This is a genomic window from Pseudomonas sp. HOU2 (genome assembly GCF_040729435.1).
GTDB lineage: Bacteria > Pseudomonadota > Gammaproteobacteria > Pseudomonadales > Pseudomonadaceae > Aquipseudomonas.
The window spans coordinates 5057404-5082595 of record NZ_CP160398.1 but is presented as its reverse complement, the minus strand read 5'-3'; the positions used below and the strand labels follow the sequence as shown (position 1 = coordinate 5082595).

The window sequence follows — 25192 nt, the reverse complement described above, 5'->3', positions numbered from 1 at the left end:
CAAAAATCAGAAAAACTCGCGTATTGGCGAATTTATCCGGCAATCAAAATTTGCTTTGGATTAATTTCACCAAGACGCAAATCGCGGCCCACCAGATAGCGCGCCCCCTTACGGATCTGCCTGCCTTCCACCTCGACATACTCTTCCTCAGAATAGCCAAATCTCACGATTTCATCAGGCTCATGAAAAGGATCATCGGGGCGTGCCTTCAGCACACTCAGTGCCCAGGTAAAGTGAATGTTCGGCACATCCTGCGGCTTTATCTCCCGCTCGTCCTCCCATCGATAGTCCCGCCCACCGGTGATTTTTATCTGATCACCGACCGTGTCGAATTGGGGCTTTTGATAACGCATCTGTAGACCATTGCCACTCCATATATCGAAGTAGTTATCAGGAGAGGAGAACACTCTGACCAACGCCTCAACGGTGCCAATGTTGCCAGCTGCACTGTTGAATCTGTTGTAGAGACCATGGTAGGCCACCCCTTCCAACTCTGGCTTGATCGCATTGGTACTCGAATCGAGATAACCCGGCACATACGTATTACTCATGTACTTGAAATGCGTTAAGTCCAACGTCGCCATAAAAGTGACCGTGCAAGCGATATGCACAGACTCTTTCACCACCGACCCGGAAACGAACTCGTACCTCATTCCTTCAAGCTTTCTGTAGTTTTCCTGCATGATCTTCTCCTTGGCGAATGTTAGACACAGGTCAGAAGGCGACTTGCCCGGGAAACCTGCCAAGGAACATGGGATAGCTGAATGCCCTTTGTGTCCACTGTCAGAACTAACAGGTTGAGGTCTTTTTCAGACAGGCGGAAGGTCGCGGTCTTCTGATTTATCAGGAATCGCGCCGCAATGAACACAGATTGGAGGTATCACACAGATCACCTGTGGGAGCGGGCTTGCCCGCGAAGAGCCCAGCAGCCACACCGCAAGAGCCACAGCGCCTTTTAAACGCAAATGTTTAAAAGACACTTAAAGACACGCCTTGCGGGCTACACATCCTTGCGCCATTGCCTACAGCCAAGCCAGAATCCGCCGGCTTGTGCGCCTTGGGGTCGGGTTCTATTGTGGATCGGTCGCTGACGAATCAGCGATCGGGTTTAGCGACTCGAACTCAATTCAAAGGTGCATCAGCGTTCCAGGCTTCGTTGCGGATCTGTATTTTCGCGATTTCGTCATGGTGGCTGTATGCGGGAGACCTTCGGGTCTGCCGGGTGCCTTTGACCGGTTCGCTAACCTGCGTACAGCCGCCACCCTCCTGTTTAGCGACAGGTTGTAGCGGCTCCACCTCAAAGGAGCTTCACCATGATCAAACCAACACCCAACCCACCCGAAACCGACGCCACCTCCCCCTACGAATCCCTCGATTCAAAAAAGCTCCACGAAGCGGCCGATCGCGCCCTCGACCATTACCTCTGCTCCCCCGGCGCCACGCCCATTCAACGTAAAACCCGCTCGATGTACGCCGTCACCGCCGACTTCAAAAACGAGGAACTGCTGGCCGATGCCTGCGAAACCCTCGCCTCAGCCAGAACCATCGCCAATGACTTCGCCCACCTCATACCGGCGTCGCAGCGCAGGACGCTGCTGGGGATTGCGCAACTGATCATGCTTGGGGAACTGGCGGTGAATCGGGCGCTGGATAATCTGCAGTTGCCGGCCTGAGAAGTCAGACGAGAAACTGTGGCGAGGGAGCTCGCTCCCGCTCGGCTGCGCAGCAGCCGTAAACCCTGAACTCGCGGTATTTCTGAAAGATCGCAGTGACAGGTTTTAGGACCGCTGCGCAGCCCAGCGGGAGCAAGCTCCCTCGCCACAATAATTGCATCAGAAGTCGAAGCTTCATTGGGCCGGGTGGGGAACTGGCGGTGAATCGGGCGCTGGATAATCTGCAGTTGCCGGCCTGAGAAGTCAGACGAGAAACTGTGGCGAGGGAGCTCGCTCCCGCTCGGCTGCGCAGCAGCCGTAAACCCTGAACTCGCGGTATTTCTGAAAATTTGCAGTGACAGGATTTGGGTCTGCTGCGCAGCCCAGCGGGAGCAAGCTCCCTCGCCACAATGACTGCGGCAGGAGTCGAAGTTTCATTGGGTCAGGTGGCGAGCTGGAGGTGAATCGGGCGCTGGATAATCTGGAGTTGCCGGGCTGAGAAGTCAGACGAGAAACTGTGGCGAGGGAGCTCGCTCCCGCTCGGCTGCGCAGCAGTCGTAAAACCTGAGCTCGCGGTATTTCTGAAAGATTGCAGTGACAGGCCTTGGGTCTGCTGCGCAGCCCATCGGGGATAAATCCCCTCACCACACAATGACCGCGGCAGGAGCCAAAATATCATTGGGTCAGGCATAAAAAAACCGCCGCCCCGTTAAATCGGGGCGGCGGTTTTTTTCATCACACCGACGTCAGGAATCGCGGCGCAGATCCGGCGGAATCGGCAGATCGTCCTTGAGCGGATCCGGGCGTTTGCCCTTGCCGGCGCGGTACTGGCGGATCTGGTAGACGTAGGCCAATACCTGAGCGACCGCGAGGTACAGGCCGCCGGGGATTTCCTGTTCAAGCTCGGTGGAGTAGTAGATCGAGCGCGCCAGCCCCGGCGATTCGAGGAGCATGACGTTGTTGGCGACGGCGATTTCGCGGATCTTCAGCGCGAGGAAGTCGCTGCCCTTGGCCAGCAACACCGGCGCGCCGCCCTTCTCCGAGTCGTACTTGAGCGCGACGGCGTAGTGGGTCGGGTTGGTGATAACCACGTCGGCGTCGGGAATCGCCGCCATCATCCGCCGCTGCGACATCTCGCGCTGGGTCTGGCGGATGCGCTGCTTGACCTCCGGCCGGCCTTCCTGATCCTTGTGCTCGTCGCGCACTTCCTGCTTGGTCATCAGCAGTTTCTTGTGCGCTTCCCAGAGCTGCACCGGGACATCGACGGCGGCGATGATGATCAGGCCGCAGGCCAGCCACAACGTACTCCAGCCGACCAGCGTGACGCTGTGAATGATCGCCATCTCGAGCGGTTCATGAGCGATACGCAACAAATCGTCGACATCGGATGACAACACCACCAGCGCCACAGACAAGGTGATCAGAAACTTCGCCAGCGCCTTGAGCAGTTCGACCACCGCCTTGAACGAAAACATCCGTTTCAGGCCCGAGGCCGGGTTCATCCGGCTGAACTTGGGCGCCATGGAGCCGGCCGCAAACAGCCAGCCACCGAGGGAGATCGGCCCGATCAACGCCGCCAGCAACAGGGTGATCATGATCGGCTGGATTGCCAGCAGCGCCATCTGGCCCGACTGCAACAGAAACCTGCCCATGGCCCCCTGATCCATGATCACTTCGCGCGAGAGGGTGAAGTTCAGGCGCATCAGCTCCATCAGGTCTTCGGCCAGCATGCCGCCGAACACCAGCAGCGCACCGGCGCCGGCCATCATCACGGCGAGGGTATTGAGCTCTTTGGAGCGGGCAATCTCGCCCTTCTCCCGGGAGTCCTTTTTCCGTTTGTCCGTGGGGTCTTCTGTTTTGTCCTGACCGCTTTCGCTCTCAGCCATGACTCAGCGCGCCCGTGCCAGTTCGCGTAACAGCTGCAAGGCCTCGCTGGCCAGCGGCTGATACTGATTGAGGATGTCCGCCAACCCGACCCAGACGATGAACAGGCCCAGCACCAGGGTCAGCGGGAAACCGATGGAGAAGATGTTCAGTTGCGGCGCGGCGCGGGTCATCACGCCGAATGCGATGTTGATCACCAACAGCGCGGTGACCGCCGGCAGCACCAGCAACAACGCGGCCCCCAGCACCCAGCCGAGCTTGCCGGCCAGCTCCCAATACTGCGCCGTCATCAACCCGCCGCCAACCGGCAGCGTGGTGAAGCTTTCGGTGAGCACTTCGAAGACCACCAGGTGGCCGTTCATCGACAGGAACAGCAAGGTCACCAGCATGGTGAAGAACTGCCCGATCACCGCCACCGAGACACCGTTGGCCGGATCGACCATCGAGGCGAAGCCCATGCCCATCTGGATCGCGACAATCTGCCCGGCCACGGCAAACGCCTGAAAAAACAGTTGCAGGGAAAACCCCAGCACCGCACCGACCAGAATCTGCTCGGCAATCAGCAACCAGCCGCTGAGCGCAAGCGGACTGACCTCCGGCATCGGCGGCAACCCCGGGGCAATGCACACGGTAATGGCCACGGCGAAATACAGGCGTATCCGCCGCGACACCAGCGTGGTGCCGAACACCGGCATGACCATCAGCATCGAGGCAACGCGAAACAGTGGCAACATGAACGACGCCACCCAGGTACTGATCTGGGTGTCGGTCAGCTGAAGCAGCGACTGCATGGCTTAGCCGATGACCATCGGAATGTTTTTGTACAACTGAATGATGTATTCCATGAACGTCTGCACGATCCACGGACCGGCGACGATCAGCGTCACCAGCATCACCAGCAGACGCGGCAGGAAGCTCAGGGTCTGTTCGTTGATCTGCGTCGCTGCCTGAAACATCGCTACCAGCAGGCCGACCAACAGGCTCGGCACCACCAGAATCGCGACCATCAAGGTGGTCAGCCACAGCGCTTCACGAAAGATATCGACCGCGACTTCCGGCGTCATGGCGAGACACCTCCGAAACTGCTGGCCAGGGTGCCGATGATCAGTGCCCAGCCATCCACCAGTACGAACAGCATGATCTTGAACGGCAGCGAAATGATCAGCGGCGAGAGCATCATCATCCCCATCGCCATTAGCACACTGGCCACGACCAGGTCGATGATCAGGAACGGAATGAAGATCATGAAGCCAATCTGGAACGCGGTTTTAAGCTCGGAAGTGACAAACGCCGGCACCAGAATCGTCAGCGGCGCCTGATCCGGGGTGGCGATGTCGGTGCGCTTGGACAGACGCATGAACAGCTCCAGATCGCTGGTGCGGGTCTGGGCGAGCATGAAGTCCTTGATCGGCACCTGGGCTTTTTCCACCGCTTGCTGGGCGGTGAGTTTTTCCGCCAAGTACGGCTGCAGCGCATCGTTGTTCACCCGGTCGAACACCGGGGCCATGATGAACATGGTGAGGAACAGCGCCATGCCGGTGAGGATCTGGTTCGACGGCGTCTGCTGCAGGCCAAGGGCCTGACGCAGGATCGAGAAGACGATGATGATCCGGGTGAAACTGGTCATCAGAATCACGGCCGCCGGAATGAAGCTCAGGGCGGTCATGATCAGCAGAATCTGCAGGCTGACCGAATACTCCTGCGCGCCGTCGGCGTTGGTGCCCAGCGTGATCGCCGGAATCGACAACGGGTCGGCGGCGAATGCCAGCGGCGCGGCCAGCATCAGGGCCAGCGTCAAGACGATGCGTAGCGCACCCATTACTTCTTATCCTTCTGATCCTTGCCGAGAATCTTCAGCAGATGCTGGGCAAATTCCGGGGTCGCTTTTTCGCTGCTGCTCGGCACTTGCACCGGCTCCTTGAGCACGTGCAGCGCGGTGATGGTGCCAGGACTGAGGCCCAACAGAATCTGCTCGTTGCCGACCTGCACCAGCATCAACCGGTCACGCGGGCCGAGCGCGCGGGAGCCGATCAGCTCGATCACCTGGCCTTTGCCCGCCGGCCCCGACTGTTGCACCCGGCGCAGCAGCCAGGCGAGGAAGAAGATCAACCCCAGCACCAGCAACAGGCCGAACACCAGTTGGGTCAGTTGCCCGGCCACGCCGCTGTTGACCATCGGCGCGGTGGCAGCAGGCACGGTCGTCGCCGTCGACGGCTCGGCGGCCAGCACGCTCAATGGCAATGCCAGCAATGCCCAGAGAAACCGTTTCACTCAGCGCAGCTTCTTGATGCGTTCGCTTGGGCTGATCACGTCGGTCAGGCGGATGCCGAACTTCTCGTTGACCACCACCACTTCGCCGTGCGCGATCAGGGTGCCGTTGACCAGTACGTCCAGCGGCTCGCCGGCCAGACGATCCAGCTCGATCACCGAACCCTGGTTCAGTTGCAGCAGGTTGCGGATGTTGATGTCGGTGCTGCCCACTTCCATCGAGATCGACACCGGGATGTCGAGGATCACGTCCAGGTTCGGACCGTCCAGGGTCACCGGATCGTTGTTCTTCGGCACGCTGCCGAACTCTTCCATCGGCAGACGGTTGGAGCTTGCGGCGCCAGCGTCGGCGGCCAGCAGCGCGTCGATGTCAGCCTGGCTGCCATCACCGGTCTCTTCCAGGGCCGCAGCCCATTCGTCGGCCAGTGCCTGATCGTCCTGGGCGTTCATTTCGTCGTTCATCATGTGTCCTCGGCGGGCAACAATTCAGTTAAATACGTGGGAGTAAGAGCGGCGCTTCAACGACGCTCGATCGGCTCGATCACCTGCAACGCGAGGTTGCCTTTGTGCGAGCCCATCTTGACCTTGAAGGCCGGTACGCCGTTGGCGCGCATGATCATGTCTTCCGGCATCTCCACCGGGATCACATCTCCCGGCTGCATGTGCAGGATGTCGCGCAGCTTCAACTGGCGGCGGGCCACGGTGGCGCCGATCGGCACGTCGACATCGAGCACGTCCTGGCGCAGGGCGTTGACCCAGCGCTCGTCCTGATCGTCGAGGTCCGACTGGAAACCGGCGTCGAGCATTTCGCGTACCGGCTCGATCATCGAGTACGGCATGGTCACGTGCAGGTCACCGCCACCGCCATCGAGTTCGATGTGGAAGGTGGAGACCACGATCGCTTCGCTCGGGCCGACGATGTTGGCCATGGCCGGGTTCACTTCCGAGTTGATGTACTCGAAATTGACTTCCATGATCGCCTGCCAGGCTTCCTTCAGATCGACGAACGCCTGCTCGAGCACCATGCGCACCACACGCAGTTCGGTCGGGGTGAATTCACGCCCCTCGATCTTGGCGTGACGGCCGTCGCCGCCGAAGAAGTTGTCCACCAGCTTGAACACCAGTTTGGCGTCGAGAATGAACAGCGCGGTGCCGCGCAACGGTTTGATCTTGACCAGGTTGAGGCTGGTCGGCACGTACAGCGAGTGCACGTATTCGCCGAACTTCATCACCTGTACGCCACCGACGGCAACGTCCGCCGAGCGGCGCAGCATGTTGAACATGCTGATGCGGGTGTAACGGGCAAAACGCTCGTTGATCATTTCCAGAGTCGGCATGCGTCCGCGGACGATGCGATCCTGGCTGGTCAGGTCGTAGCTTTTGACACTGCCGGGTTCGGCAGCGTTATCGGTCTGTACCAGACCATCGTCGACGCCATGCAACAGCGCGTCGATTTCATCCTGGGACAGCAGATCCTGCACGGCCATGTCGTGTTCCTACTGCAGTACGAAATTAGTGAAAAGCAACTGTTCGATCACCACTTTGCCCAGCTCTTTCTGCGCCACTTCCTGGACGCTGGCGGTAGCTTTCTGGCGCAACATCTCCTGGCCGACCGGGGTCGCCAGCGTGGCGAAATCCTGACCGGAGAAGAGCATCACCAGGTTGTTGCGGATCACCGGCATGTGCACTTTGAGCGCTTCCAGATCGGCCTGGTTACGCGCCAGCATGGTGATGCTCACCTGCATGTAGCGCTGACGGCCGTTCTGGTTGTAGTTGGCGACAAACGCCGGTGCCATCGGCTCGAAAATCGCCGGTTGCTTGCCGACCGGAGTGGCCTCGGCCGCTGCGGCAGGCTTGCTCTGAGCGCTGTGCATGAAGTACCAGGTCGCGCCCACGGACACACCGATCGCCAGCAGCAGAGCCACCACGATCAGGATGATCATCTTGAGTTTGCCTTTGGTCGCGGGGTCTTTTACAGCTGCTGCTTCGCTCTTCGCCATGCCAATAATCCGTCACTAATCGGGTTTTCACAGTCGCACGGCAAGGCAAGAGCAAGTGTTATGCCAGAAGTGTCGGAGCTTTGGAGGAGTGGGAGTATGAATCGATGCAAGCCCTGTGGGAGCTGGCTTGCCAGCGATAGCGATTTGTCTGACACATTGGTTTTGAATGTGCCGCCGCCATCGCTGGCAAGCCAGCTCCCACAGGTTTTTGGGGATACTTTGAATCAGGCGTAATAGTCGACGGCGCTGCTGCCAATGACACTGGTGGTTTGCGCAGCAGCTTCCGCCACTGCCGCTGGCGTCAGCTCTTCCTCCACCGAATCCAGGCGTCCACCAACGGCGCTGGTGCGGCCGCTCTGGCCCTGCTGCGCCTGTTCCTGACCCTGCTGACCCTGCCAGCCACGGCTCTGATCGGAGACATTGACGTCGACCTGGCCCATGCCCTGCTGGGTGAACATGTCACGCAAGCGATGCATCTGACCATCTAGGGCTTCACGCACGCTTGGATGCGCGCTCATGAAGGTCACCTGGGTCTGCTGGTCCGGCACCATGTTCACCCGGATATCCAGACGCCCGAGTTCTGCCGGCTGCAATTGAATATCCGCCGCCTTCAGGTTGGCGCTGGACAGGTACATGACGCGGTTGACGATTTCTTCGGTCCAGCCGCTCTGATGCATGGCGATCGGTTGGTTCACCGGCACCGCGTTCGCGGTTTTCGGGGTGGCCGCCTGCGTCAGCGCTGCCAGACGGTTGGCGAAATCATCGACCCGGGTGTCGCTGGTAGCAGCCTTCAGATCTTTCAGGCCATCGTCGATCAACCCGCTGAAGGCCTTTTCGCCATTCTGACTGGTGCTGTCCTTGTCGGCCTGCACGTCGAGCATGCTGGCCATGCCGGCGGCGAAATTCTGCGCCGCAGTCAATTCACCGTCGGCCTGGATCTGGGCCGGCGTAGCTTTGGCTTGTGTCTGGCTGCTGGCGGAAATGTGTCCGCCCTGCTCCATCGCCATGCGCACCGCCGGCAGCGAGTCAAGCGGATCGGTCGCCGGGTCGAAAGCGCTGTCGGTCGATGCCGCCGGATCTTTGACCACGGCTGGCGCGACGGTTGCGGCCACGACCGGTGTTTCAGCCTTGGCCGGCTCCGGTGTTGCAGCGACTGGCGCTGCCACCACTGGCGCGGTCACCAGCGGTTGCACGGTTTGCGCCAGTGCCGGATCCAGTGCCGGATCCACCGGAGGGGTGTCCGCCACTGGCGTCTGCGCGCTGTCCGCGGCAGCATCGGCGGCGGCCTTGTCAGCGGCTGCCTGATCATCGGAGGTTGTCAGTGCAGTCTTGTCGGCAGGCAAGGCGTTGCCGCTATCGGCAACGGTCTGTTGCGTGGCGGCAGATTTATCCTTGCTGAAATCCTTCTTGTCGCTGTTGTCGGCCACCTTGTCGCGCGCCGGCTTCACCGAATTGTCAGCGCTCGCAAGGGGCTTCTTCGGGCCTTGATCAGCGTACACCTGAGCGAAGCTTGAGGCCTTATCCCCGGTGTCTGCGGCTATGACCGGCGCTTTCGCGGCGGCAGCTTGCGCCTTGGCCTGGGCGGCAGATTGAAGAAGAACATTGGGGGTCGCAGGCATGACACGGTCTCCGCTGCACTGGGATCGTAGGTACAGTTGACGGGGATTATTGCAAGTGTCGGGCCAGTTTTGTCCGGCGCTTGCGAAAAGCGTCGGACGGCAGGATTCAATGCGTCAGGGCGTGCTGGCGTTCGTCTTCGTAGATCGGGCGGACATCGGCGAATTCGCTGCTGATATCGGCCACCAGTTTGACGATTTCCGCAGGGCTTTTGCCTTTGGCATCCGCCTCCAGCTCCTGACAGAGCGTCGCCAGTCGCACGGCGCCCATGTTGCTGGCGCTGCCCTTGAAACTATGGGCGACCTCGGCCAACACCTTGGCGTCGGCGGTCTTTTGCAATTGATGCAAGCGACTTTCAGAATCGGTCAGGAAGGTATCCAGCAAATCCGGATAGCTGTCTTCCATCACTTCGCGCAACGCATCGAGTACTTCGCGATCCACATGTTGGTCAGTCACTTGTTCACTCCTTGATCAAGAATCGGCGGATTATGCCTTAACCTCCCAGAAAAACTCTACGCAAGCACTGCGACCTTCGTCCGACCAACTGGCGTTATGCCCCAATTGCCGGATCAAACTGACGCCGCGCCCCGACAAACGGACATCGTCCAGCGGCCGCTCCATCACCCTCGCCACGTCAAAACCCTTGCCGCTGTCTTCGACGCGAATGACCAGGCAGCCTCCGGCACCTTGCGGCTTCACTTGCAGATGCACGCGCACGTAACCGTCCTGCAAGGCCTCGAGGCGCGCATTACGCTGCTGGTAATAGCTGGCAAACCCGGCGGCATCGCGCTTGAGGCTGGAATCGAGACCCAGCACGCCATGTTCCAGCGCATTGGAATACAACTCGGCGAGCACGCTGTAGATCGCCCCGCCCTGGGTGCGCAAACCGTGTACTTCCTGCAACAACTGCAGCAGATACGGCAAGGGATTGAAACGTTTGAGCGTAGCCCCGCGAAACTCGAAGCTTACCGACCAGTCCAGCGGGCACGATTGGCCACTGTCGGAATATACCGGCGTCGACGGCACTACCTGCGTTGCTTCCAGCAGGCTGATCTCGACCATGCTCACATCGTCGCGGGGCTCGCCGCGAAAGGCGTGCAAGGCCTGCTCGATCTCGGCGAACAGATTGTCCGGCTCACGATTGGCGGCAAACAGTTGCTGCAGACGCTCGACGCCAAACAACCGGTCATCGGCGTCAGTGGTGTCGATCACGCCATCTGACAGCAGGAACACGCGATCCCCGACCGCCATGGCCTGCACTTCAGTGCGATCGTCAAACGCTTGCGGGCTGAGCACCCCCAACGGCAAATGGCGCGCCGCCAGCGGCAACCGTTCGCCCGTGGCGATACGGTGCAGATAACCGTCGGGCATGCCGCCGTTCCACACCTCCACCGTGCGGCGCTGAAAGCTCAGGCAAAGCATGGTCGCGCAGCAGAACATGTCCACCGGCAGGATGCGCTTGAGCTTGGCATTCATCTCGCGCAGGGTTTCCGCCAGACCGTAGCCCTTGGCGGTCATGCCGTAAAACACTTCGGCCAGCGGCATCGCCCCCACCGCCGCCGGCAAGCCGTGACCGGTGAAATCACCCAGCAGCACATGCATGTCGCCGGCCGGGGTATAGGCCGCCAGCAGCAGATCGCCGTTGAACAGCGCATAGGGTGATTGCAGGTAGCGAATATTCGGCGCGCTCAGGCAACCCGAATGCGCGACCTTGTCGAAAACGGCTTTGGCCACGCGCTGTTCATTAAGCAGGTAATCGTGATGCTTGGCGATCAGGTCGCGCTGCTGCAGGACCGTGGCCTGCAAGCGGCGCAAGCGATCCATCGCCTTGATTTTGGCGGCGAGGATCACCTGGTTGTAGGGCTTCGCCAGAAAGTCGTCGCCACCCGCCTCCAGACAACGGGCCAAGGCTTCGCTTTCGGTCAGCGAGGTCAGGAAGATGATCGGCACCAGGGTCTCCCCCGCCAGCGCCTTGATCTGCCGCGCCGCTTCGAAGCCGTCCATCACCGGCATCATCGCGTCCATCAGCACCAGATGCGGTGGCTGACGCCGAAACACCTCCAGCGCTTCGGCGCCATTGGCGGCGGTCAGCACTTCATGGCCCTGACGGCGGACGATGGTCGACAGCAGCAGACGGTCGGCGGCGCTGTCTTCGGCGATCAGGATGGTCAGCGGCTCTTGCGCCTGCATGGCCGTCAACTGATGTCGAACAGTTTGTCGAAGTTGGAGATGGCGAGGATCTTGCGCACGTCGGAGTTGCTGTTGATCACGCGCACGTCCGAGTCGTCGCCGCCGGCGTGATCGCGCAGCAGGAGCAGCATGCCCAGCGCGGAGCTGTCGAGGTAGGTGGCATCTTTCAGATCAACCACGATGGAGTCAGGTTTTCTGTTAAGCCGCTCATAGGACTCGCGAAATTCCTGATGGCGCCCAAAATCGAACCGCCCCCTGACCGAAATCGTCAGTTTTTGACCATCCGGAGAGACTTCTGTAACGACTGACATTGACTGGCTTCCTTGTCATTGACGAACGTGTACAAGGTTTAGCACCTGGACAGGGTTGGGGCAAGGTGCAGAGCAAAGTCAAAAGATCGCAGCGTGCCGCAGCTCCTGCAGGATCGGTGTAGGAGCTGCCGAAGGCTGCGATCTTTTGATCTGGTTTAAAAAGGATCGTGGCGCGGCAAGCGCTGCGACAACTCGTCCAGCAGCTTCTGCTCGCGCTTGTCTTCGAGGCGTTGCGCCTCTTCGCGGTAGCGCTGTACCAGTTTGCGCAAACCTTCGACCTTGGCGAATGCTTGCTGCCAGGCGTCGCGCGCCTTGATCAGGTTGTTCTGGTGCCAGACCAGGCTTTGCCGCTGCTGGTCGATCGCGGTGTCCAGTTGCGCCAGAAAGCCGTGATACCCCAGCAGCCATTGCCCGGAAACCCCGTCGCTGCCGCGCACGATCCACTGTTCCTGATAATCCAGACGAAAGGCGTCGAGGTCGGCGAGTTTGCTTTCAGCGACTTTGACCTGGCCCTGAAAATAACCCAGGCGCTGCACGGCGGTTTTCTCGGCCTGTTCGGCCATTTCCACCACCGGTGCCAGACGCGCAGCTCGGCTCACGGCCATGGCCGGTTACCCGCCCGCCGCAGGCGCGAACAGGGTTTCGAGGTAAGCCTGGCTCTCGCCCATGTTGATCTTGTCGTTCAGCCCCTGGCGCTGGTAGCGGGTCAGTTGCGGTTGCAGCGAGATCGCCAGATCGGTCTCGCGGTCGCCACCGGCGACGTAAGCGCCGACGCTGATCAGGTCGCGGCTCTGCTGATAGCGCGACCACAGCTGCTTGAAGTACTGCGCGCGCTGCATGTGTTCCGCCGAGACCACGGCCGGCATCACCCGGCTGATCGACGCTTCGATGTCGATGGCCGGGTAGTGACCTTCCTCGGCCAGACGCCGGGACAACACGATGTGGCCGTCGAGCACGCCCCGCGCCGAGTCGGCAATCGGGTCCTGCTGGTCATCGCCTTCGGACAACACGGTGTAGAACGCGGTGATCGAACCCCCGCCCTTCTCCGCATTACCGGCGCGCTCCACCAGTTTCGGCAGTTTGGCGAACACCGAGGGCGGATAACCCTTGGTCGCTGGCGGCTCACCGATAGCCAAGGCGATTTCCCGCTGGGCCTGGGCGAAACGGGTCAGCGAATCCATCAGCAACAGGACGTTCTTGCCCTTGTCGCGGAAATACTCGGCGATCCGCGTGCAGTACATCGCCGCGCGCAGACGCATCAGCGGCGCATCGTCCGCCGGCGAGGCGACGACCACGGAACGCTTGAGGCCTTCTTCACCGAGGATGTGCTCGATGAACTCCTTAACTTCTCGACCCCGCTCACCGATCAGACCGACGACGATAATGTCGGCCTCGGTGAAGCGGGTCATCATGCCCAGCAGCACCGATTTACCGACACCGGTACCGGCGAACAGACCCAGACGCTGACCACGCCCGACCGTCAGCAAACCGTTGATGCAACGGATGCCGACGTCCAGCGGTTCGTGGATCGGGTCGCGGTTCAGCGGGTTGATGGTCGGGCCGTCCATTGGCACCCAGTCTTCAGCCTTCATCCCGCCCTTGCCGTCCAGCGCGCGTCCGGCGCCATCGAGTACGCGACCGAGCATGCTCATGCCCATTGGCAAGCGACCGGTTTCGGCCAGCGGCACCACACGGGCGCCCGGGGCGATACCGGCGACGCTGCCGACCGGCATCAGAAAGACTTTGCTGCCGGAAAAACCCATGACTTCCGCTTCCACCTGAGACGGGTGATAGCTGTCGTCATTGATCACCAGGCAGCGGGTGCCCATGGCGGCGCGCAGGCCTTCGGCTTCAAGGGTGAGGCCGACCATGCGCAGCAGGCGGCCTTCGAGAATCGGCGCGCCGGCGATTTCAGTGGCGTCGGCATAGGTGCTGAGGCGCTTGGCGAAACTGGTGCGTTCAAGGCGCATCGGGGGTGTCCGCGAGCGGCTCTTCAGGCGCAGCCGCCGCTTGGCTTTCTTCAGGAATGTCCAGGCTCAGATCGGGCGCCGCCGGGTGCAGGGCCTGTTCATGCAACTGGTCGAACAGTTTGGCCATGACCTGGGTCACGCGGGTCTCGATGCTGGCGTCGATGCGGCTGTGCTCGGTTTCAACCCGGCAACCGCCCGGCAGCAACGTGTCGTCTTCGACGATGCGCCAGGTTTCTTCGTGACGCTCGCGCAAGGCCTTGGCCTGCTCGAAGTCCTGCGGATTGACGTACAGACGCACGTTGTCCACGCCCAACGGCAACAGCTTGAGCGCGTCGCGCATGACGTGTTCGATCTGACTGGAGTCGATCGCCAGTTCGCGCTTAATTACCTGTCTGGTGATGTGTTGCACGAGGTCGACCAGCGACTTTTCGATCTGCGTGTCTTGCTCGGCAATCGGCTCGAACAGGTGGGTCATCAGTTGCTCGAGGCTGGCGAGTTTCGCCGCCAGCGCCACTTCGGCTTCCTGACGCACCTTCAGCGTGGCGCTGTGAAACCCTTCTTTCTCGCCGATGCCGAAGCCCTCGTTGTAAGCCTCCTGACGGATGCTTTCGAGTTCTTCCAGAGTCAGTGGCTGGACTTCTTCCAGCGGCACTTCTTCCATTTCCGGCGGTTCGGGCTCCGGTTCCGGCTCGGGTTCCGGTTTCGGCGGATCGAAGCTGGGCAGCGCCCAGGATTCGAAACCACGGACATCGCGGGCGCGGATCAGATCCGTCACTGACTCGTCATGCTTGTCCATGGGCTTAGATCATTTCCTCGCCGCCCTTGCCACCGAGCACGATCTCGCCGGCCTCGGCCATGCGACGGGCAATGGTGAGGATTTCCTTCTGCGCGGTTTCCACGTCGCTGACGCGCACCGGGCCTTTGGCTTCGAGGTCGTCGCGCAACAGTTCGGCGGCACGCTTGGACATGTTCTTGAAGATCTTCTCCTTGACGCCTTCGTCCGAACCCTTGAGGGCCAGCACCAGCACGTCGGAAGAGACTTCGCGCAACAGCGCCTGAATGCCACGGTCGTCGACATCGGCCAGGTTGTTGAACACGAACATGAGGTCTTCGATCTGACCGGACAGGTCTTCGTCGACTTCGCGGATCGAGTCCATGAGCTGGCCTTCGATCGAGCTGTCGAGGAAGTTCATGATGTCCGCCGCACGCTTGATGCCGCCCAAGGTGGTGCGCGAGGCATTCGAGTTGCCGGAGAACTGCTTCTCGAGAATCTGGTTCAGCTCTTTCAACGCAGCCGGTTGCACGGTGTTCAACGACGAGACGCGCAGGATGATGTCCAGACGCACCTTGTGGTCGAAGTTGCCGAGCACTTCACCGGCCTGATCCGGGTCGAGGTATGCCACCACGATCGCTTGAATCTGCGGGTGTTCGTAACGGATCACGTCGGCAACCGCGCGCGGTTCCATCCACTTCAGGCTGTCGAGGCCGCTGGTGTTGCCACCGAGCAGGATGCGGTCGATCAGGCCGTTGGCCTTGTCTTCACCCAGCGCCTGGGTGAGCATTTTGCGCACGTAGTCGTCGGAGCCGACGCCAAGGCTGGTCTGGTCGCCGACGATGTCGACGAACTCGCTCATGACCTGCTCGACCTGCTCGCGATGGACGTTGCCCATCTGGGCCATGGCCACACCCACACGCTGAACCTCTTTCGGGCCCATATGGCGCAGCACTTGCGCGGCATCGGTCGAACCCAGGGACAGCAGCAGAATCGCGGCTTTGTCGACCTTGTTCAGTTTGACGGTTGCGGCTCGGTTATCACTCATCTGCGTTAATCCACTCTTTCACGACCTGAGCCACGCGACCCGGATCCTCGGCCACCAAACTCTTGATTGCATTCAGTTGTGCGTCGTAACCCTCGCTCGGGCTAGGCAACAGAATGCTCTGCGGACCACCGAGGCTCACGCGGTCGTTGGCCAGGTCGCCGTCCAGGCCGCCCATGCCACCGAGTTCCACGTCGCTGCCCAGACCGGCCAGCTCCTTGCCTTTGCCGCCGCCGGTGATGTTGTTCAACACCGGACGCAGCACACCAAACACCAGCACCAGGATGAACAGCACACCCAGCACTTGTTTGACGATGTCCCAGAACCATGGCTGGGAGTAGAACGGAATATCGGCGACCACTTCACCGCGCTCGGCGGAGAATGGCATGTTGATCACACTGACGCTGTCGCCACGGCTGGCATCGAAGCCGACCGCGTCCTGCACCAGACGGGTGAAGCGCGCCAATTCGTCGGCGCTCCACGGCGCGCGGGTGGTTTCACCGTTGGCCGCATTAACCTTGACCTGATCGTCGACCACCACCGACACCGACAGACGATTCAGGCGACCCTGCTGCTGTTTGGTGTGGCTGATGGAACGGTCGAGCTCGAAGTTCTTGGTGGATTGTTGACGCTTGTCGGCCGGATACGGCGCGAGCATCGGCTGGCCGGTGGCCGGGTCCATGATCTGCTGACCGTTGGCATCGACCAGTGGCTGACCGGGCTGAATCATGCCGGTAGAAGCTTGCGCACCACCGGTGGTTTGCGGGGCCGAAGCCGGCGCCGGCGGCTGGTTGCTCAGCGCACCCGGCACACCTTGCGGGCCATTGCTGGCGGTGCGTTGTTCGTTGACCGACTGCTCGCTGCGCAACGCCGGTTGGTCCGGGTTGAACTGCTCGGCGGTGGATTCGACGGCACTGAAATCAATGTCGGCCGAGACTTCAGCCTTGTACCGATCGTTGCCCAGTACCGGTTGCAGAATATTGTGCACGCGCTGGGTGAGCATGCTCTCCATGCGGCGGCTGTAATCGAACTGCTTGCCGGCCATGGTCATTTCGGAGTTTTCCGCCTGATCGGAAAGCAGGTTGCCCTTCTGATCGACGACGGTGATCTGCGATTTGCTCAATTCAGGCACGGAGGTCGCCACCAGGTTGATGATCGCCACCACCTGACCCGGCTCCAGCGAACGCCCGGAGTACAACTCGACCAGCACCGAAGCGCTTGGCTTGCGTTCATCACGCACGAACACCGAGCTCTTCGGAATCGCCAGGTGCACGCGGGCGCCCTTGACGTTGTTCAGGCTGGAGATGGTGCGCGCCAGTTCGCCTTCAAGGCCGCGACGGTAACGCGTCGCTTCCATGAACTGGCTGGTGCCCAGACCCTGTTCCTTGTCGAGGATTTCGAAACCGATGTTGCCGTCGCTGGGAGTGACACCAGCGGCCGCGAGTTTCATCCGCGCACGGGACAGGTCGTCGGCCTTGACCAGCAAGGCGCCGGAGTTCGGCTCGACGGTGTAAGGGATGTCGGCGGAGGCCAAGGTGTCCATGACCTGCTTGGCGTCCATGCCGGCAAGGCTGCCGTACAACGGACGGTAATCCGGCTGCTGCGACCACAGCACCACGGCAAAGCCAATCGCCACGCTCGCAGCCAGGCCGACCAACAGGCCCACCTGACGCAGCATGGTCATCTCGGAGAGGTTTTCCAGGAAGGACAGGCCGAACAGCGGCGGTTTGCCGTCTATCGGGGTGGCCTTGGCCGGAACGTTATCGGCGACTGCTTCTGCCATGACTCAATCTCGTCCTTAAACCGGCATCTGCATGATGTCTTGATAAGCCTGAACCAGCTTGTTGCGCACCTGGGTCAGAGCCTGGAACGACACGCTGGCTTTCTGCGAGGCGATCATCACGTCCGTCAGATCGACGCCGCTCTTGCCGATTTCAAATGCGTTGGCCAACTGAGTTGACGCCTGCTGGGTATCGCTGACTTTGTTGATGGCCTGACCGAGCATGTCGGAAAAGCTGCTGCCTGCCAGTTCAGGGACGGCGGCAGTCGATTTCGGCGTGGCCATGGCGTCCATTTTCATGGCCTTCATGTCCATCATCAACCGATTGAATTCAATACCTTGGCTCATGGTCTACTCTCTTGGGCGGCCCGCAATTTTTTGACACTCACTCGGCGGGTACACAGGTGTTAGCAACAACGGTGCCAGCTCCGCGGACTTATTTTATAAAAGCCCGTCCAGGCACCGTGAAATCACTGTGGGAGCGAGCTTGCTCGCGAAGAGGGAGAATCAGTCGACATTTTCGCAACTGCCCCACCGCTTTCGCGAGCAAGCTCGCTCCCACAATTGACTGCGACAACTTTCAGGTAGCGAACAGATAGCCTTCGACGTCCATCCCGGCATCACGCATCTGCGCCAGCTTGTAACGCAGGGTACGCGGGCTGATACCGAGTTTTTCCGCAGCCTCCTTGCGCCGGCCACGCTCGGTGCGCAGGGTGTCGATGATCATCTGGAACTCCCGGCGCCGCAGGTCATCGCCCAGCGCCCCGGCGGATTCGGCCTCGACTTCGATCTCGCGCACCAGCGGTTGCACCGGCGCCGCGGTGTAGGTCACTGCGCCGGTCAGACAGAAATCCTGCGGCTGGATCAAACCACCCTGCTGCAGAATCAGCGCCCGTTGAATCGCGTTATCCAGCTCACGCACGTTGCCCGGCCACGGGTAGTGGGTCAGGCAAGCCTGGGCGTCTGGCGAAAGTTTCGCCGCCGCATGCTTCATTTTATTGACGTGTTTGTTCAGCAACCGCTCGGCCAGCGGCAAGATATCGGCAGTGCGCTCGCGAAGTGGACGCCAGGCCAGGGGAAAAACCGACAGGCGGTAAAAAAGGTCTTCACGGAAACGACCCGCTGCCACTTCACCGGCCAGATCACGGTTGGTGGTCGCGACTACGCGAATATCCAGGGTGATCGGCTTGCGCGCACCGACGCGCTCGACTTCACGCTCCTGCAGCACTCGCAGCAACTTGGCTTGCAGGCCCAGGGGCATTTCGGAAATTTCGTCGAGCAGAATGGTGCCGCCATCGGCCTGTTCGAACTTGCCGGCCTGAGCCGCGATGGCGCCGGTGAACGAGCCCTTCTCGTGACCGAACAGCGTGGCTTCGAGCATGTTGTCGGGGATCGCCGCGCAGTTGATCGCGATGAACGGCTGACTGGCGCGGTGGGATTGCTGGTGAATGTAACGCGCCAGCACTTCCTTACCGGTACCGGACTCGCCGGAAATCAACACCGTGGAATCACTGCGTGCCACCCGCGCCGCCAGTTCGAGCAACTGCGCACTGGCCGGCTCGACCGCTACCGGACCTTCGCAATCTGTAATGCTGATGCTGCCCAAGGCATGCCGCGAAACGAGGTCCAGCAACGCTTTGGGCTCAAACGGCTTGACCAGGTAATCCGCCGCACCCTGGCGCATCGCATCCACCGCACGCTCGACCGCGCCGTGCGCAGTCATCAGCAGCACCGGCAATTGCGGCTGCCGCGCACGCAGCAAACCGAGCAGTTGATGGCCGTCCATGCCAGGCATGTTGACGTCGCTGACCACCAGACTGAACGCTTCGCGCTCGACCGCCTGCAGCGCCTCTTCGGCACTGCCGACTGCATGGTAGTCGTGGCCCGCCAGCAACAGCGTATCGGCCAGCGCTTCGCGCAACGAGCGGTCATCCTCGACCAGCAAAACCTTGATGCCCATGACGTTTACTCAGCTCCCTGTACAGCGGAAAACAGCGGCAGGATCACCTGCGCGCACGTGCCACGCCCGACCCGCGAACGCAGCTGCAATTCTCCCTGATGTGCCCGCGCCACTGCCTTGACCACGGTCAGGCCTAGCCCGGTGCCGGTCACTTTGGTGGTAAAAAACGGCTCGCCGAGACGCTCCAGCACTAGCGGATCAATGCCGCTGCCGCTGTCGCTGACGCACAGGCGCAAGCTGTTGTCGCGGGTGTAGCAATGCACTTTCAGGCGCACATTGCCGTCGCTGGCCTGAATTGCGTTTTCGATCAGATTGAGAATCGCCCCGACCAGGGTGTCGCGGTTGCACAGCAATTCGCCGACATGACTGTCGCACTGCCAGCGAATGGGCAAATCCTGCACATGGGTCAGCGCCGCTGCTTGCAGCGACTGCATCAACGCATTCGGGGTGACCCGGTCGGTCAGCGGCAGCTCGCCACGGGCGAACACCAGCATGTCGCGCACCTGATGCTCCAGCTCATGCAGGCGCTCCTTGAGACGACCGGCGAAGCGCTGCTGGGTGGCGACGGGCAGTTCCTGCTCGGTCAAATGACTGGCGTAAAGCAACGCGGCGGACAACGGCGTGCGGATCTGATGGGCCAGCGAGGCGACCATGCGCCCCAGCGACGACAGGCGCTCATGGCGCGCCAATTGAGCTTGAAGGTGGCGGGTTTCTGTCAGGTCGTTGAGCAGCACCAACTGCCCCGGCTCGGCATCCAGCGAGCGGGTGGCGATCGACAGGCGTCGACCGTTTTTCAGAGAGATTTCATGACCGTCGTCTTCACGCGGGGCAAAGCAACGCGCGATGACATGGCGCCACAATTCGCCTTCCAGCGGCAGCCCCAACAGGTCGATCGCCGCCGGATTGGCTTCGCGAACCATGCCGTGGCCGTCAATCACGATGACGCCACCGGGCAACAGATCAAGGAGGTTTTGCAGGCGATTGGCCAAGCGTTCTTTTTCTGCCAGCTCCTGCATGCGCTGGGCACTGACTACCGCCAGCTCACCCTTGAGCTCGGTGACCCGGGCTTCAAGCATGCTGTAGGAATCGGTCAACTGGCTGGACATCTGATTGAACAGTGCGAACGCCTGCTCAAGCCCCAGGCGGCTCGTCTGCTCTACGGACGACGGTTGCCCCTCGACATTGGAGGCAGATGACATCTGGGCGTGGGGCATTGTGTTCTCTCGCTTGGCTGACCGTCAGTTAAACGGAACGTTGCGAGGGCTGTAGCAATACCCGTGCCTAAAAAAAACTGCTTATAAATGAAGGTGTTGAAAAACAGGCGTCAATCATCCGCCTGTTCATCACCTTCGCGCCGGCTCATGCCGTACTTGCGCATCTTCTCCACCAGTGTGGTGCGACGAATACGCAGACGTTCGGCGGCACGCGCCACAATGCCATTGGCATCGTCCAGCGCCTGCTGGATCAGACCCTGCTCCAGACCGCCGAGGTAGTCTTTGAGGTCCAGGCCTTCCGGCGGCAGCATCGCGTTGGCGGTGAAGTCCGGCGTATGACCGTTGATCGCCACGCGCTCTTCGAGATCGCTGCGCAGGCTGTCGACCATCTGCTCGTCTTCGTCGTCGACGTAGCGGAATTTCTTCGGCAACTCGACCACGCCGATCACCCCGTACGGATGCATGATCGCCATGCGCTCCACCAGGTTGGCCAGTTCGCGGACGTTGCCCGGCCAGCCGTGACGGCACAGCGACATGATCGCCGCCGAGTTGAAACGGATCGAGCCGCGCTTTTCGTGTTCCATGCGCGAGATCAGTTCGTTCATCAGCAGCGGAATGTCTTCGACGCGCTCACGCAGCGGCGCCATCTCGATCGGGAACACGTTCAGGCGATAGTAGAGGTCTTCGCGGAAGGTGCCGATCTCGATCATGCTTTCGAGATTCTTGTGGGTCGCGGCAATGATGCGCACGTCGACGCTCTGGGTCTTGTTGCTGCCCACGCGTTCGAAGGTGCGCTCCTGCAGCACGCGCAGCAATTTGACCTGCATCGGCAGCGGCATGTCGCCGATTTCATCGAGGAACAGCGTGCCGCCGTTGGCCAGTTCGAAACGCCCGGCACGGCTGGTGATCGCGCCGGTGAAGGCGCCCTTCTCGTGGCCGAACAGTTCGCTTTCCAGCAGTTCTGCCGGGATCGCCCCGCAGTTGACTGGCACGAACGGCGCGTCGCGACGCTTGGAGTGGTAATGCAGGTTGCGCGCAACCACTTCCTTGCCGGTGCCGGACTCGCCGAGGATCAGCACGCTGGCGTCGGTATCGGCCACTTGCTGCATCATCTGCCGGACGTGCTGAATCGCCCGGCTGGTGCCGACCAGGCTGCGGAACAGGTTCGGCTCGCGATGACGGCCACGCTCGCGGGCCTGGTCGTACATCTCGCGATAGACCTGGGCACGGTGCAGGGAGTCGAGCAGTTTGCTGTAGCTGGGCGGCATTTCCAGGGTCGAAAGCACCCGGCGGCGCTGGTCTTCCGGCAGGTCGACGGAAGAATTATCGCCCATCAGCAAAACCGGAAGGAACTCATCCCACGTCGAGAGTGTCTTTAACAAGCCCAAAAGTGCACCCGGAGCATTTACCGTCCCGATCAGTACACAGATGACTTCACGACTTGATGACAAAGAGCCGACAGCCTGCTGCCAGTCATGGCTGCCGCAGGGTAAATTTTCTTCGCCGAGAAAATTTAAAATCACCGCCAGGTCGCGGCGGCGGACGCTATCGTCATCGATCAGCAGAATTTTGGTTTCACGCCACATGCAATAGCAACTTCCCTAGTCAACTCAATGCCCGAAAAATGGGGCAAGCGAGACGCTTGCAGGACACCTTGTGCCTGTAGACGCCTGAAATCTGAAAACAGCCACTAGTTAAGTCAAAAAACCGTGCACAGTCAAATTTATGGCGCACATGTCTGGATTAACTGGGGGTTAATTAACCAAACAGATGGTAAACCTTTGCCGCCTTTTGCGCTTGGGTGATCTGCGACATCTCGTTGGCTATCGCCTGCCGCTCACCCATGGCCGCCTCCAGAAGCTCCTTGTAAACATGGAGCAACTCCTCAAGGTTACTGCGCAAGGCCTCCTCATCCAGCGAGGCCTCGGCCATGACGTCTTCCATGCAGGAACGGCAAGCCAGATCCAGCTCGCCAATGGCTTCCCAGTTGCGTTCGGCCAGCGCACTGACCAAGGCTTCACGGGTATCGGCGATTCGCTGCAATACAAGACTCATGGTGCTCTCCTTAAAACTGGGGACCTGGCGGAGCGATGCCGTCCCAGCCTTCCTTTACGGTGCGCAGCAGGCCGGCAACTTCGTCGAGGATTTTCGGATCGCTCTTGACGTTGGCCTCAGCGAGTCGCTTCATCATGTAGATGTAAAGCTGGTTGAGCTCACCTACCGAATCAGCACTGTTTTCCAGATCCAGGCCTTCACACAGCCCACCAATGATGCCAACGGCTTTACTGATGGCCGTGCACTTGGCGGGAATATCCTTGCGCTCGATAGCGCCCTTGGCCTGAGCGATGCGCTCCAGACCGCCTTCCATCAACATTTGTACCAGACGGTGCGGGCTCGCCTCGGATGTCTGGGCGTGCGCGCCGACTTTCTGGTATTGCCGAAGGGCTAACATTGGATTCATGTTCTACCTCATTTGCCACATTGACTCGTATAACCAGTGTATCGCCAACGAGCCACAGAACTTTAGATCAAAAGACAAAAACCCGGCGCACGCCGATAAAGCGTAGCCGGGTTTTTGTCGTTCTTGCCTGTTACTTCGCGGATTGCTGAGCGTTCAGCGTGCTGAAGAACGACGTGATGTTGCTCGCCGTGGCCTTCATCTGCCCGACCAGCAAGTCCATGGCGTTGTATTTGGCAGTCAACGTCTTGGTCAGGTTGGCAACACGTACATCCAGAGCCGTCTGCTGATCGGTAAGATTGCGCGTGTTTTTGTTCAGGATGGCCATGCGCTGATCAAGCAGACCGCTGCCGGTGATATCACCTGCCGCCGGCTTGAGGTACGGGTCCGTTGCCTTGGTCATGCGCGCCAGCAGACCGTTGGTGTCATCGGTGCCGGTGAACAATTGCTGAACCTGGCCAGTCATGCCTGGCTGAGCCATGGTTTTGTTGAAAGCCGTGGTATCAAATGTCAGGTTACCGGTGTTGCGATCGGTCATTACGCCCAGCTGGGACAGTACGGCCAACGGACCGCCAGCGCCCTTGGCCGTCAACTCGGCACGCACGTCGGCAATCAGCGCGCGCGGCATCGCGTCGCCAGTGAAGGCCGCTTGCACGGTCAGCTTGCCATCGGCGTCCGGCGTCGCCTTGGACAACGTATCAATGGTGGTCTTCAGCGTGTTGTAAGCGTCGACAAACGACTGAATCGATGTCTGCAAGCCTTTGGTGTTGGCATCTACGCTGACAACAGTCGGAGAGTTCGCGTTAGCGCTGACCGTCGTCAGATTCAGGGTCAGGCCACTGATTGCGCCGGTTACCGTATTGCTTTTGCTACTTACCTGAAGGCCGTCAATGGTCAACAGGGCATTTTTTGCAACGCCGTTGACGGCGCCTGAATCACCTGCCGCCGGAGTGCCGCTCATTGCCTTGGTGCCATCAATTTCCAGACCGGCAATACCGCTGACGGTGAGGTCGGAACCTTCGCCGGTCTTGCTCGAACTGATCACCAGACGCGAAGCACCATTGGCGTCGGTCACGATGTTGGCGGAAATACCGTTGGCACCCTGAGCCTTGTTGATCGCATCACGGGTGCTCTGCAAGGTGGCATCGGCCGGGATGTCGACATTGTAATCAGTGCCATTCTGACTGATTTTCAGGGTACCACTCGGAATGGCACTGGAGGCGCCGCCGGCGAAAGAGGCACTGGCGATTTTCGAACCGGTGGCCAGCTGACTCACGACTACGTTGTAGCTTCCCGCTACTGCGGTGCTGTCGGCAGTGGCGTTCAGAACCGACGTATTGGCCGAAGTGGCGGTGAAGCCGGCAAACGCAGGGTTGGTTTTGCTGCTCAGATTGGTCATTGCCGTCTGGAACGCCGTCAGCGCGCTCTTCAACGAACCGATGCCGGAAATCTTCAGCGTATTGGCTTTGGTCGCAGTATCGATTTGCGTCTGCTTCGGCGACTTGTCGGCGTTGACCAGCGCAGTAACGATCGCACCGATGTCCAGGCCGGAACCCAGGCCCGAACCCGGTAAAATTGGACTTGCCATGTGCATCTCCCTTCAGTTTGCTGCCGTTCTTTTGACCCTTCCCGGCGTCATTAAAGAAAGACAAACACTATTCATGCCAGCTCTCAGACTTTGGCGTCGAACAATACGTGGCTCGCGTTGGCGAGGCTGTCTGCCAGCTTGAGGGCTTCTGCGGAGGGGATCTGTCGAACGACCTCACCCGTCTCGCTTGCGATCACCTTGACGATGACCTTTCCGGAATGTTCGTCGATGGAGAACTCCAGATTGCGCTTGATCGACTGAACAAACTTTTCGATCTCCTGCACCGCCAGCTTCAACTTGGCATCGTCCGTATCCTGACTCTTGGCAGCGACCGGCGCTTGCAACTTGCTGACTTCAGGCGTCTCTGACGGTTTGTCAGCAACCGGCGTTACTGGCTTGGGAGCCGGATAAGACTGGTTAAGCTTCACGCTCATGTCCATGCTCATCACCTCCTAACGTAAAAAGGCGAGAGAGCACGACTAG

General features: G+C 60.3%; 27 protein-coding genes. 1 reads left to right on the top strand and 26 read right to left on the bottom strand.

Translation table 11 applies throughout. The features are described from left to right. Positions 1 to 32: 32 nt before the first annotated feature. Positions 33 to 683, bottom strand: a complete 651-nt coding sequence (locus ABV589_RS23020; protein ID WP_007969653.1) for a hypothetical protein — start codon at positions 681 to 683, stop codon at positions 33 to 35. Between the two features lie 630 nt (positions 684 to 1313). Here ABV589_RS23020 and ABV589_RS23015 point away from each other — a divergent pair. Continuing rightward, positions 1314 to 1673: a hypothetical protein gene (locus tag ABV589_RS23015; RefSeq protein WP_367083857.1), complete on the top strand. Its 360-nt coding sequence runs from the start codon at positions 1314 to 1316 to the stop codon at positions 1671 to 1673. A gap of 725 nt (positions 1674 to 2398) precedes the next feature. On the opposite strand, the gene flhB is transcribed toward ABV589_RS23015, so the two are convergent. The 25 genes from flhB to ABV589_RS22890 form a co-directional block, all read right to left on the bottom strand. Then, a complete protein-coding gene (gene flhB / locus ABV589_RS23010) occupies positions 2399 to 3538 on the bottom strand; it encodes a flagellar biosynthesis protein FlhB (RefSeq protein WP_007966253.1) in 1140 nt (379 codons plus the stop codon). 3 nt (positions 3539 to 3541) lie between these two features. Continuing rightward, on the bottom strand, positions 3542 to 4327 hold the full coding sequence (gene fliR, locus ABV589_RS23005) for a flagellar biosynthetic protein FliR (RefSeq protein ID WP_007966251.1): 786 nt from the start codon (positions 4325 to 4327) through the stop codon (positions 3542 to 3544). A gap of 3 nt (positions 4328 to 4330) precedes the next feature. Continuing rightward, a complete protein-coding gene (fliQ, locus tag ABV589_RS23000; protein WP_007920026.1) occupies positions 4331 to 4600 on the bottom strand; it encodes a flagellar biosynthesis protein FliQ in 270 nt (89 codons plus the stop codon). Then, positions 4597 to 5355, bottom strand: coding sequence for a flagellar type III secretion system pore protein FliP (fliP, locus tag ABV589_RS22995; RefSeq protein ID WP_003222895.1), 759 nt, complete (start codon positions 5353 to 5355; stop codon positions 4597 to 4599). Before fliP ends, fliQ begins: the two co-directional genes overlap by 4 nt. After that, a complete protein-coding gene (gene fliO, locus ABV589_RS22990; RefSeq protein WP_007966250.1) occupies positions 5355 to 5807 on the bottom strand; it encodes a flagellar biosynthetic protein FliO in 453 nt (150 codons plus the stop codon). Before fliO ends, fliP begins: the two co-directional genes overlap by 1 nt. Continuing rightward, entirely contained in the window at positions 5808 to 6269 is a 462-nt protein-coding gene (fliN, locus tag ABV589_RS22985; protein ID WP_164747895.1) for a flagellar motor switch protein FliN, read from the bottom strand. Between the two features lie 53 nt (positions 6270 to 6322). After that, a complete protein-coding gene (fliM, locus tag ABV589_RS22980; RefSeq protein WP_003222890.1) occupies positions 6323 to 7291 on the bottom strand; it encodes a flagellar motor switch protein FliM in 969 nt (322 codons plus the stop codon). Positions 7292 to 7300: 9 nt separating this feature from the next. Then, positions 7301 to 7804 carry a flagellar basal body-associated protein FliL gene (gene fliL, locus ABV589_RS22975; protein ID WP_007966247.1) on the bottom strand — a complete coding sequence of 168 codons (504 nt, stop codon included), beginning with the start codon at positions 7802 to 7804 and terminating at the stop codon, positions 7301 to 7303. A 224-nt stretch (positions 7805 to 8028) separates the two neighbouring features. After that, a complete protein-coding gene (locus ABV589_RS22970) occupies positions 8029 to 9423 on the bottom strand; it encodes a flagellar hook-length control protein FliK (RefSeq protein ID WP_367083853.1) in 1395 nt (464 codons plus the stop codon). 106 nt (positions 9424 to 9529) lie between these two features. Next, entirely contained in the window at positions 9530 to 9877 is a 348-nt protein-coding gene (locus ABV589_RS22965; RefSeq protein WP_367083851.1) for an Hpt domain-containing protein, read from the bottom strand. 30 nt (positions 9878 to 9907) lie between these two features. Then, positions 9908 to 11611: a fused response regulator/phosphatase gene (locus ABV589_RS22960; protein ID WP_367083849.1), complete on the bottom strand. Its 1704-nt coding sequence runs from the start codon at positions 11609 to 11611 to the stop codon at positions 9908 to 9910. A gap of 5 nt (positions 11612 to 11616) precedes the next feature. Then, entirely contained in the window at positions 11617 to 11922 is a 306-nt protein-coding gene (locus ABV589_RS22955) for an STAS domain-containing protein (RefSeq protein WP_007966243.1), read from the bottom strand. Between the two features lie 155 nt (positions 11923 to 12077). Then, positions 12078 to 12527, bottom strand: coding sequence for a flagellar export protein FliJ (gene fliJ, locus ABV589_RS22950; protein WP_103483925.1), 450 nt, complete (start codon positions 12525 to 12527; stop codon positions 12078 to 12080). A gap of 6 nt (positions 12528 to 12533) precedes the next feature. Then, a complete protein-coding gene (fliI, locus tag ABV589_RS22945; RefSeq protein WP_007966241.1) occupies positions 12534 to 13892 on the bottom strand; it encodes a flagellar protein export ATPase FliI in 1359 nt (452 codons plus the stop codon). Continuing rightward, complete coding sequence (gene fliH, locus ABV589_RS22940; protein WP_367083846.1) at positions 13882 to 14688, bottom strand: flagellar assembly protein FliH; 807 nt, start codon at positions 14686 to 14688, stop codon at positions 13882 to 13884. Before fliH ends, fliI begins: the two co-directional genes overlap by 11 nt. 4 nt (positions 14689 to 14692) lie before the next feature. After that, positions 14693 to 15712: a flagellar motor switch protein FliG gene (gene fliG, locus ABV589_RS22935; RefSeq protein WP_007920042.1), complete on the bottom strand. Its 1020-nt coding sequence runs from the start codon at positions 15710 to 15712 to the stop codon at positions 14693 to 14695. Then, the gene (gene fliF, locus ABV589_RS22930; RefSeq protein ID WP_007966239.1) at positions 15705 to 17492 is read right to left on the bottom strand and encodes a flagellar basal-body MS-ring/collar protein FliF; all 1788 of its coding nucleotides are present in this window, start codon (positions 17490 to 17492) and stop codon (positions 15705 to 15707) included. Before fliF ends, fliG begins: the two co-directional genes overlap by 8 nt. Before the next feature lie 15 nt (positions 17493 to 17507). After that, on the bottom strand, positions 17508 to 17837 hold the full coding sequence (gene fliE / locus ABV589_RS22925) for a flagellar hook-basal body complex protein FliE (RefSeq protein ID WP_003222869.1): 330 nt from the start codon (positions 17835 to 17837) through the stop codon (positions 17508 to 17510). Between the two features lie 232 nt (positions 17838 to 18069). Continuing rightward, on the bottom strand, positions 18070 to 19449 hold the full coding sequence (locus ABV589_RS22920) for a sigma-54 dependent transcriptional regulator (RefSeq protein WP_367083844.1): 1380 nt from the start codon (positions 19447 to 19449) through the stop codon (positions 18070 to 18072). 5 nt (positions 19450 to 19454) lie between these two features. After that, complete coding sequence (locus tag ABV589_RS22915; RefSeq protein WP_367086224.1) at positions 19455 to 20648, bottom strand: ATP-binding protein; 1194 nt, start codon at positions 20646 to 20648, stop codon at positions 19455 to 19457. Between the two features lie 125 nt (positions 20649 to 20773). After that, a complete protein-coding gene (locus ABV589_RS22910; protein WP_003222863.1) occupies positions 20774 to 22249 on the bottom strand; it encodes a sigma-54 dependent transcriptional regulator in 1476 nt (491 codons plus the stop codon). A gap of 172 nt (positions 22250 to 22421) precedes the next feature. Further along, positions 22422 to 22718 (bottom strand): hypothetical protein, encoded by a 297-nt coding sequence (locus ABV589_RS22905; RefSeq protein WP_007966233.1) that lies wholly within the window; start codon positions 22716 to 22718, stop codon positions 22422 to 22424. Between the two features lie 10 nt (positions 22719 to 22728). Further along, positions 22729 to 23124, bottom strand: a complete 396-nt coding sequence (gene fliS / locus ABV589_RS22900; protein WP_007966231.1) for a flagellar export chaperone FliS — start codon at positions 23122 to 23124, stop codon at positions 22729 to 22731. Between the two features lie 130 nt (positions 23125 to 23254). Beyond that, positions 23255 to 24709, bottom strand: a complete 1455-nt coding sequence (gene fliD, locus ABV589_RS22895) for a flagellar filament capping protein FliD (protein ID WP_367083841.1) — start codon at positions 24707 to 24709, stop codon at positions 23255 to 23257. Between the two features lie 83 nt (positions 24710 to 24792). After that, positions 24793 to 25149 carry a flagellar protein FlaG gene (locus ABV589_RS22890; RefSeq protein WP_367083839.1) on the bottom strand — a complete coding sequence of 119 codons (357 nt, stop codon included), beginning with the start codon at positions 25147 to 25149 and terminating at the stop codon, positions 24793 to 24795. Positions 25150 to 25192 lie beyond the last annotated feature (43 nt).

What these genes read in the sequence shown, in the direction of transcription:
- fliQ (WP_007920026.1), bottom strand. Translation starts at nt 4,600, where the DNA reads ATGACGCCGGAAGTCGCGGTCGATATCTTTCGTGAAGCGCTGTGGCTG.
- fliJ (WP_103483925.1), bottom strand. Translation starts at nt 12,527, where the DNA reads ATGGCCGTGAGCCGAGCTGCGCGTCTGGCACCGGTGGTGGAAATGGCC.
- ABV589_RS22920 (WP_367083844.1), bottom strand. Translation starts at nt 19,449, where the DNA reads ATGGGCATCAAGGTTTTGCTGGTCGAGGATGACCGCTCGTTGCGCGAA.
- ABV589_RS22910 (WP_003222863.1), bottom strand. Translation starts at nt 22,249, where the DNA reads ATGTGGCGTGAAACCAAAATTCTGCTGATCGATGACGATAGCGTCCGC.
- fliE (WP_003222869.1), bottom strand. Translation starts at nt 17,837, where the DNA reads ATGAGCCAAGGTATTGAATTCAATCGGTTGATGATGGACATGAAGGCC.
- ABV589_RS22955 (WP_007966243.1), bottom strand. Translation starts at nt 11,922, where the DNA reads ATGTCAGTCGTTACAGAAGTCTCTCCGGATGGTCAAAAACTGACGATT.
- ABV589_RS22915 (WP_367086224.1), bottom strand. Translation starts at nt 20,648, where the DNA reads ATGTCATCTGCCTCCAATGTCGAGGGGCAACCGTCGTCCGTAGAGCAG.
- ABV589_RS22905 (WP_007966233.1), bottom strand. Translation starts at nt 22,718, where the DNA reads ATGAGTCTTGTATTGCAGCGAATCGCCGATACCCGTGAAGCCTTGGTC.
- ABV589_RS23020 (WP_007969653.1), bottom strand. Translation starts at nt 683, where the DNA reads ATGCAGGAAAACTACAGAAAGCTTGAAGGAATGAGGTACGAGTTCGTT.
- ABV589_RS22970 (WP_367083853.1), bottom strand. Translation starts at nt 9,423, where the DNA reads ATGCCTGCGACCCCCAATGTTCTTCTTCAATCTGCCGCCCAGGCCAAG.
- flhB (WP_007966253.1), bottom strand. Translation starts at nt 3,538, where the DNA reads ATGGCTGAGAGCGAAAGCGGTCAGGACAAAACAGAAGACCCCACGGAC.
- ABV589_RS22890 (WP_367083839.1), bottom strand. Translation starts at nt 25,149, where the DNA reads ATGGACATGAGCGTGAAGCTTAACCAGTCTTATCCGGCTCCCAAGCCA.
- fliD (WP_367083841.1), bottom strand. Translation starts at nt 24,709, where the DNA reads ATGGCAAGTCCAATTTTACCGGGTTCGGGCCTGGGTTCCGGCCTGGAC.
- fliI (WP_007966241.1), bottom strand. Translation starts at nt 13,892, where the DNA reads ATGCGCCTTGAACGCACCAGTTTCGCCAAGCGCCTCAGCACCTATGCC.
- fliS (WP_007966231.1), bottom strand. Translation starts at nt 23,124, where the DNA reads ATGAATCCAATGTTAGCCCTTCGGCAATACCAGAAAGTCGGCGCGCAC.
- fliN (WP_164747895.1), bottom strand. Translation starts at nt 6,269, where the DNA reads ATGATGAACGACGAAATGAACGCCCAGGACGATCAGGCACTGGCCGAC.
- fliM (WP_003222890.1), bottom strand. Translation starts at nt 7,291, where the DNA reads ATGGCCGTGCAGGATCTGCTGTCCCAGGATGAAATCGACGCGCTGTTG.
- ABV589_RS22960 (WP_367083849.1), bottom strand. Translation starts at nt 11,611, where the DNA reads ATGCAGGCGCAAGAGCCGCTGACCATCCTGATCGCCGAAGACAGCGCC.
- fliG (WP_007920042.1), bottom strand. Translation starts at nt 15,712, where the DNA reads ATGAGTGATAACCGAGCCGCAACCGTCAAACTGAACAAGGTCGACAAA.
- ABV589_RS23015 (WP_367083857.1), top strand. Translation starts at nt 1,314, where the DNA reads ATGATCAAACCAACACCCAACCCACCCGAAACCGACGCCACCTCCCCC.
- fliP (WP_003222895.1), bottom strand. Translation starts at nt 5,355, where the DNA reads ATGGGTGCGCTACGCATCGTCTTGACGCTGGCCCTGATGCTGGCCGCG.
- fliF (WP_007966239.1), bottom strand. Translation starts at nt 17,492, where the DNA reads ATGGCAGAAGCAGTCGCCGATAACGTTCCGGCCAAGGCCACCCCGATA.
- fliH (WP_367083846.1), bottom strand. Translation starts at nt 14,688, where the DNA reads ATGGACAAGCATGACGAGTCAGTGACGGATCTGATCCGCGCCCGCGAT.
- fliR (WP_007966251.1), bottom strand. Translation starts at nt 4,327, where the DNA reads ATGCAGTCGCTGCTTCAGCTGACCGACACCCAGATCAGTACCTGGGTG.
- fliL (WP_007966247.1), bottom strand. Translation starts at nt 7,804, where the DNA reads ATGGCGAAGAGCGAAGCAGCAGCTGTAAAAGACCCCGCGACCAAAGGC.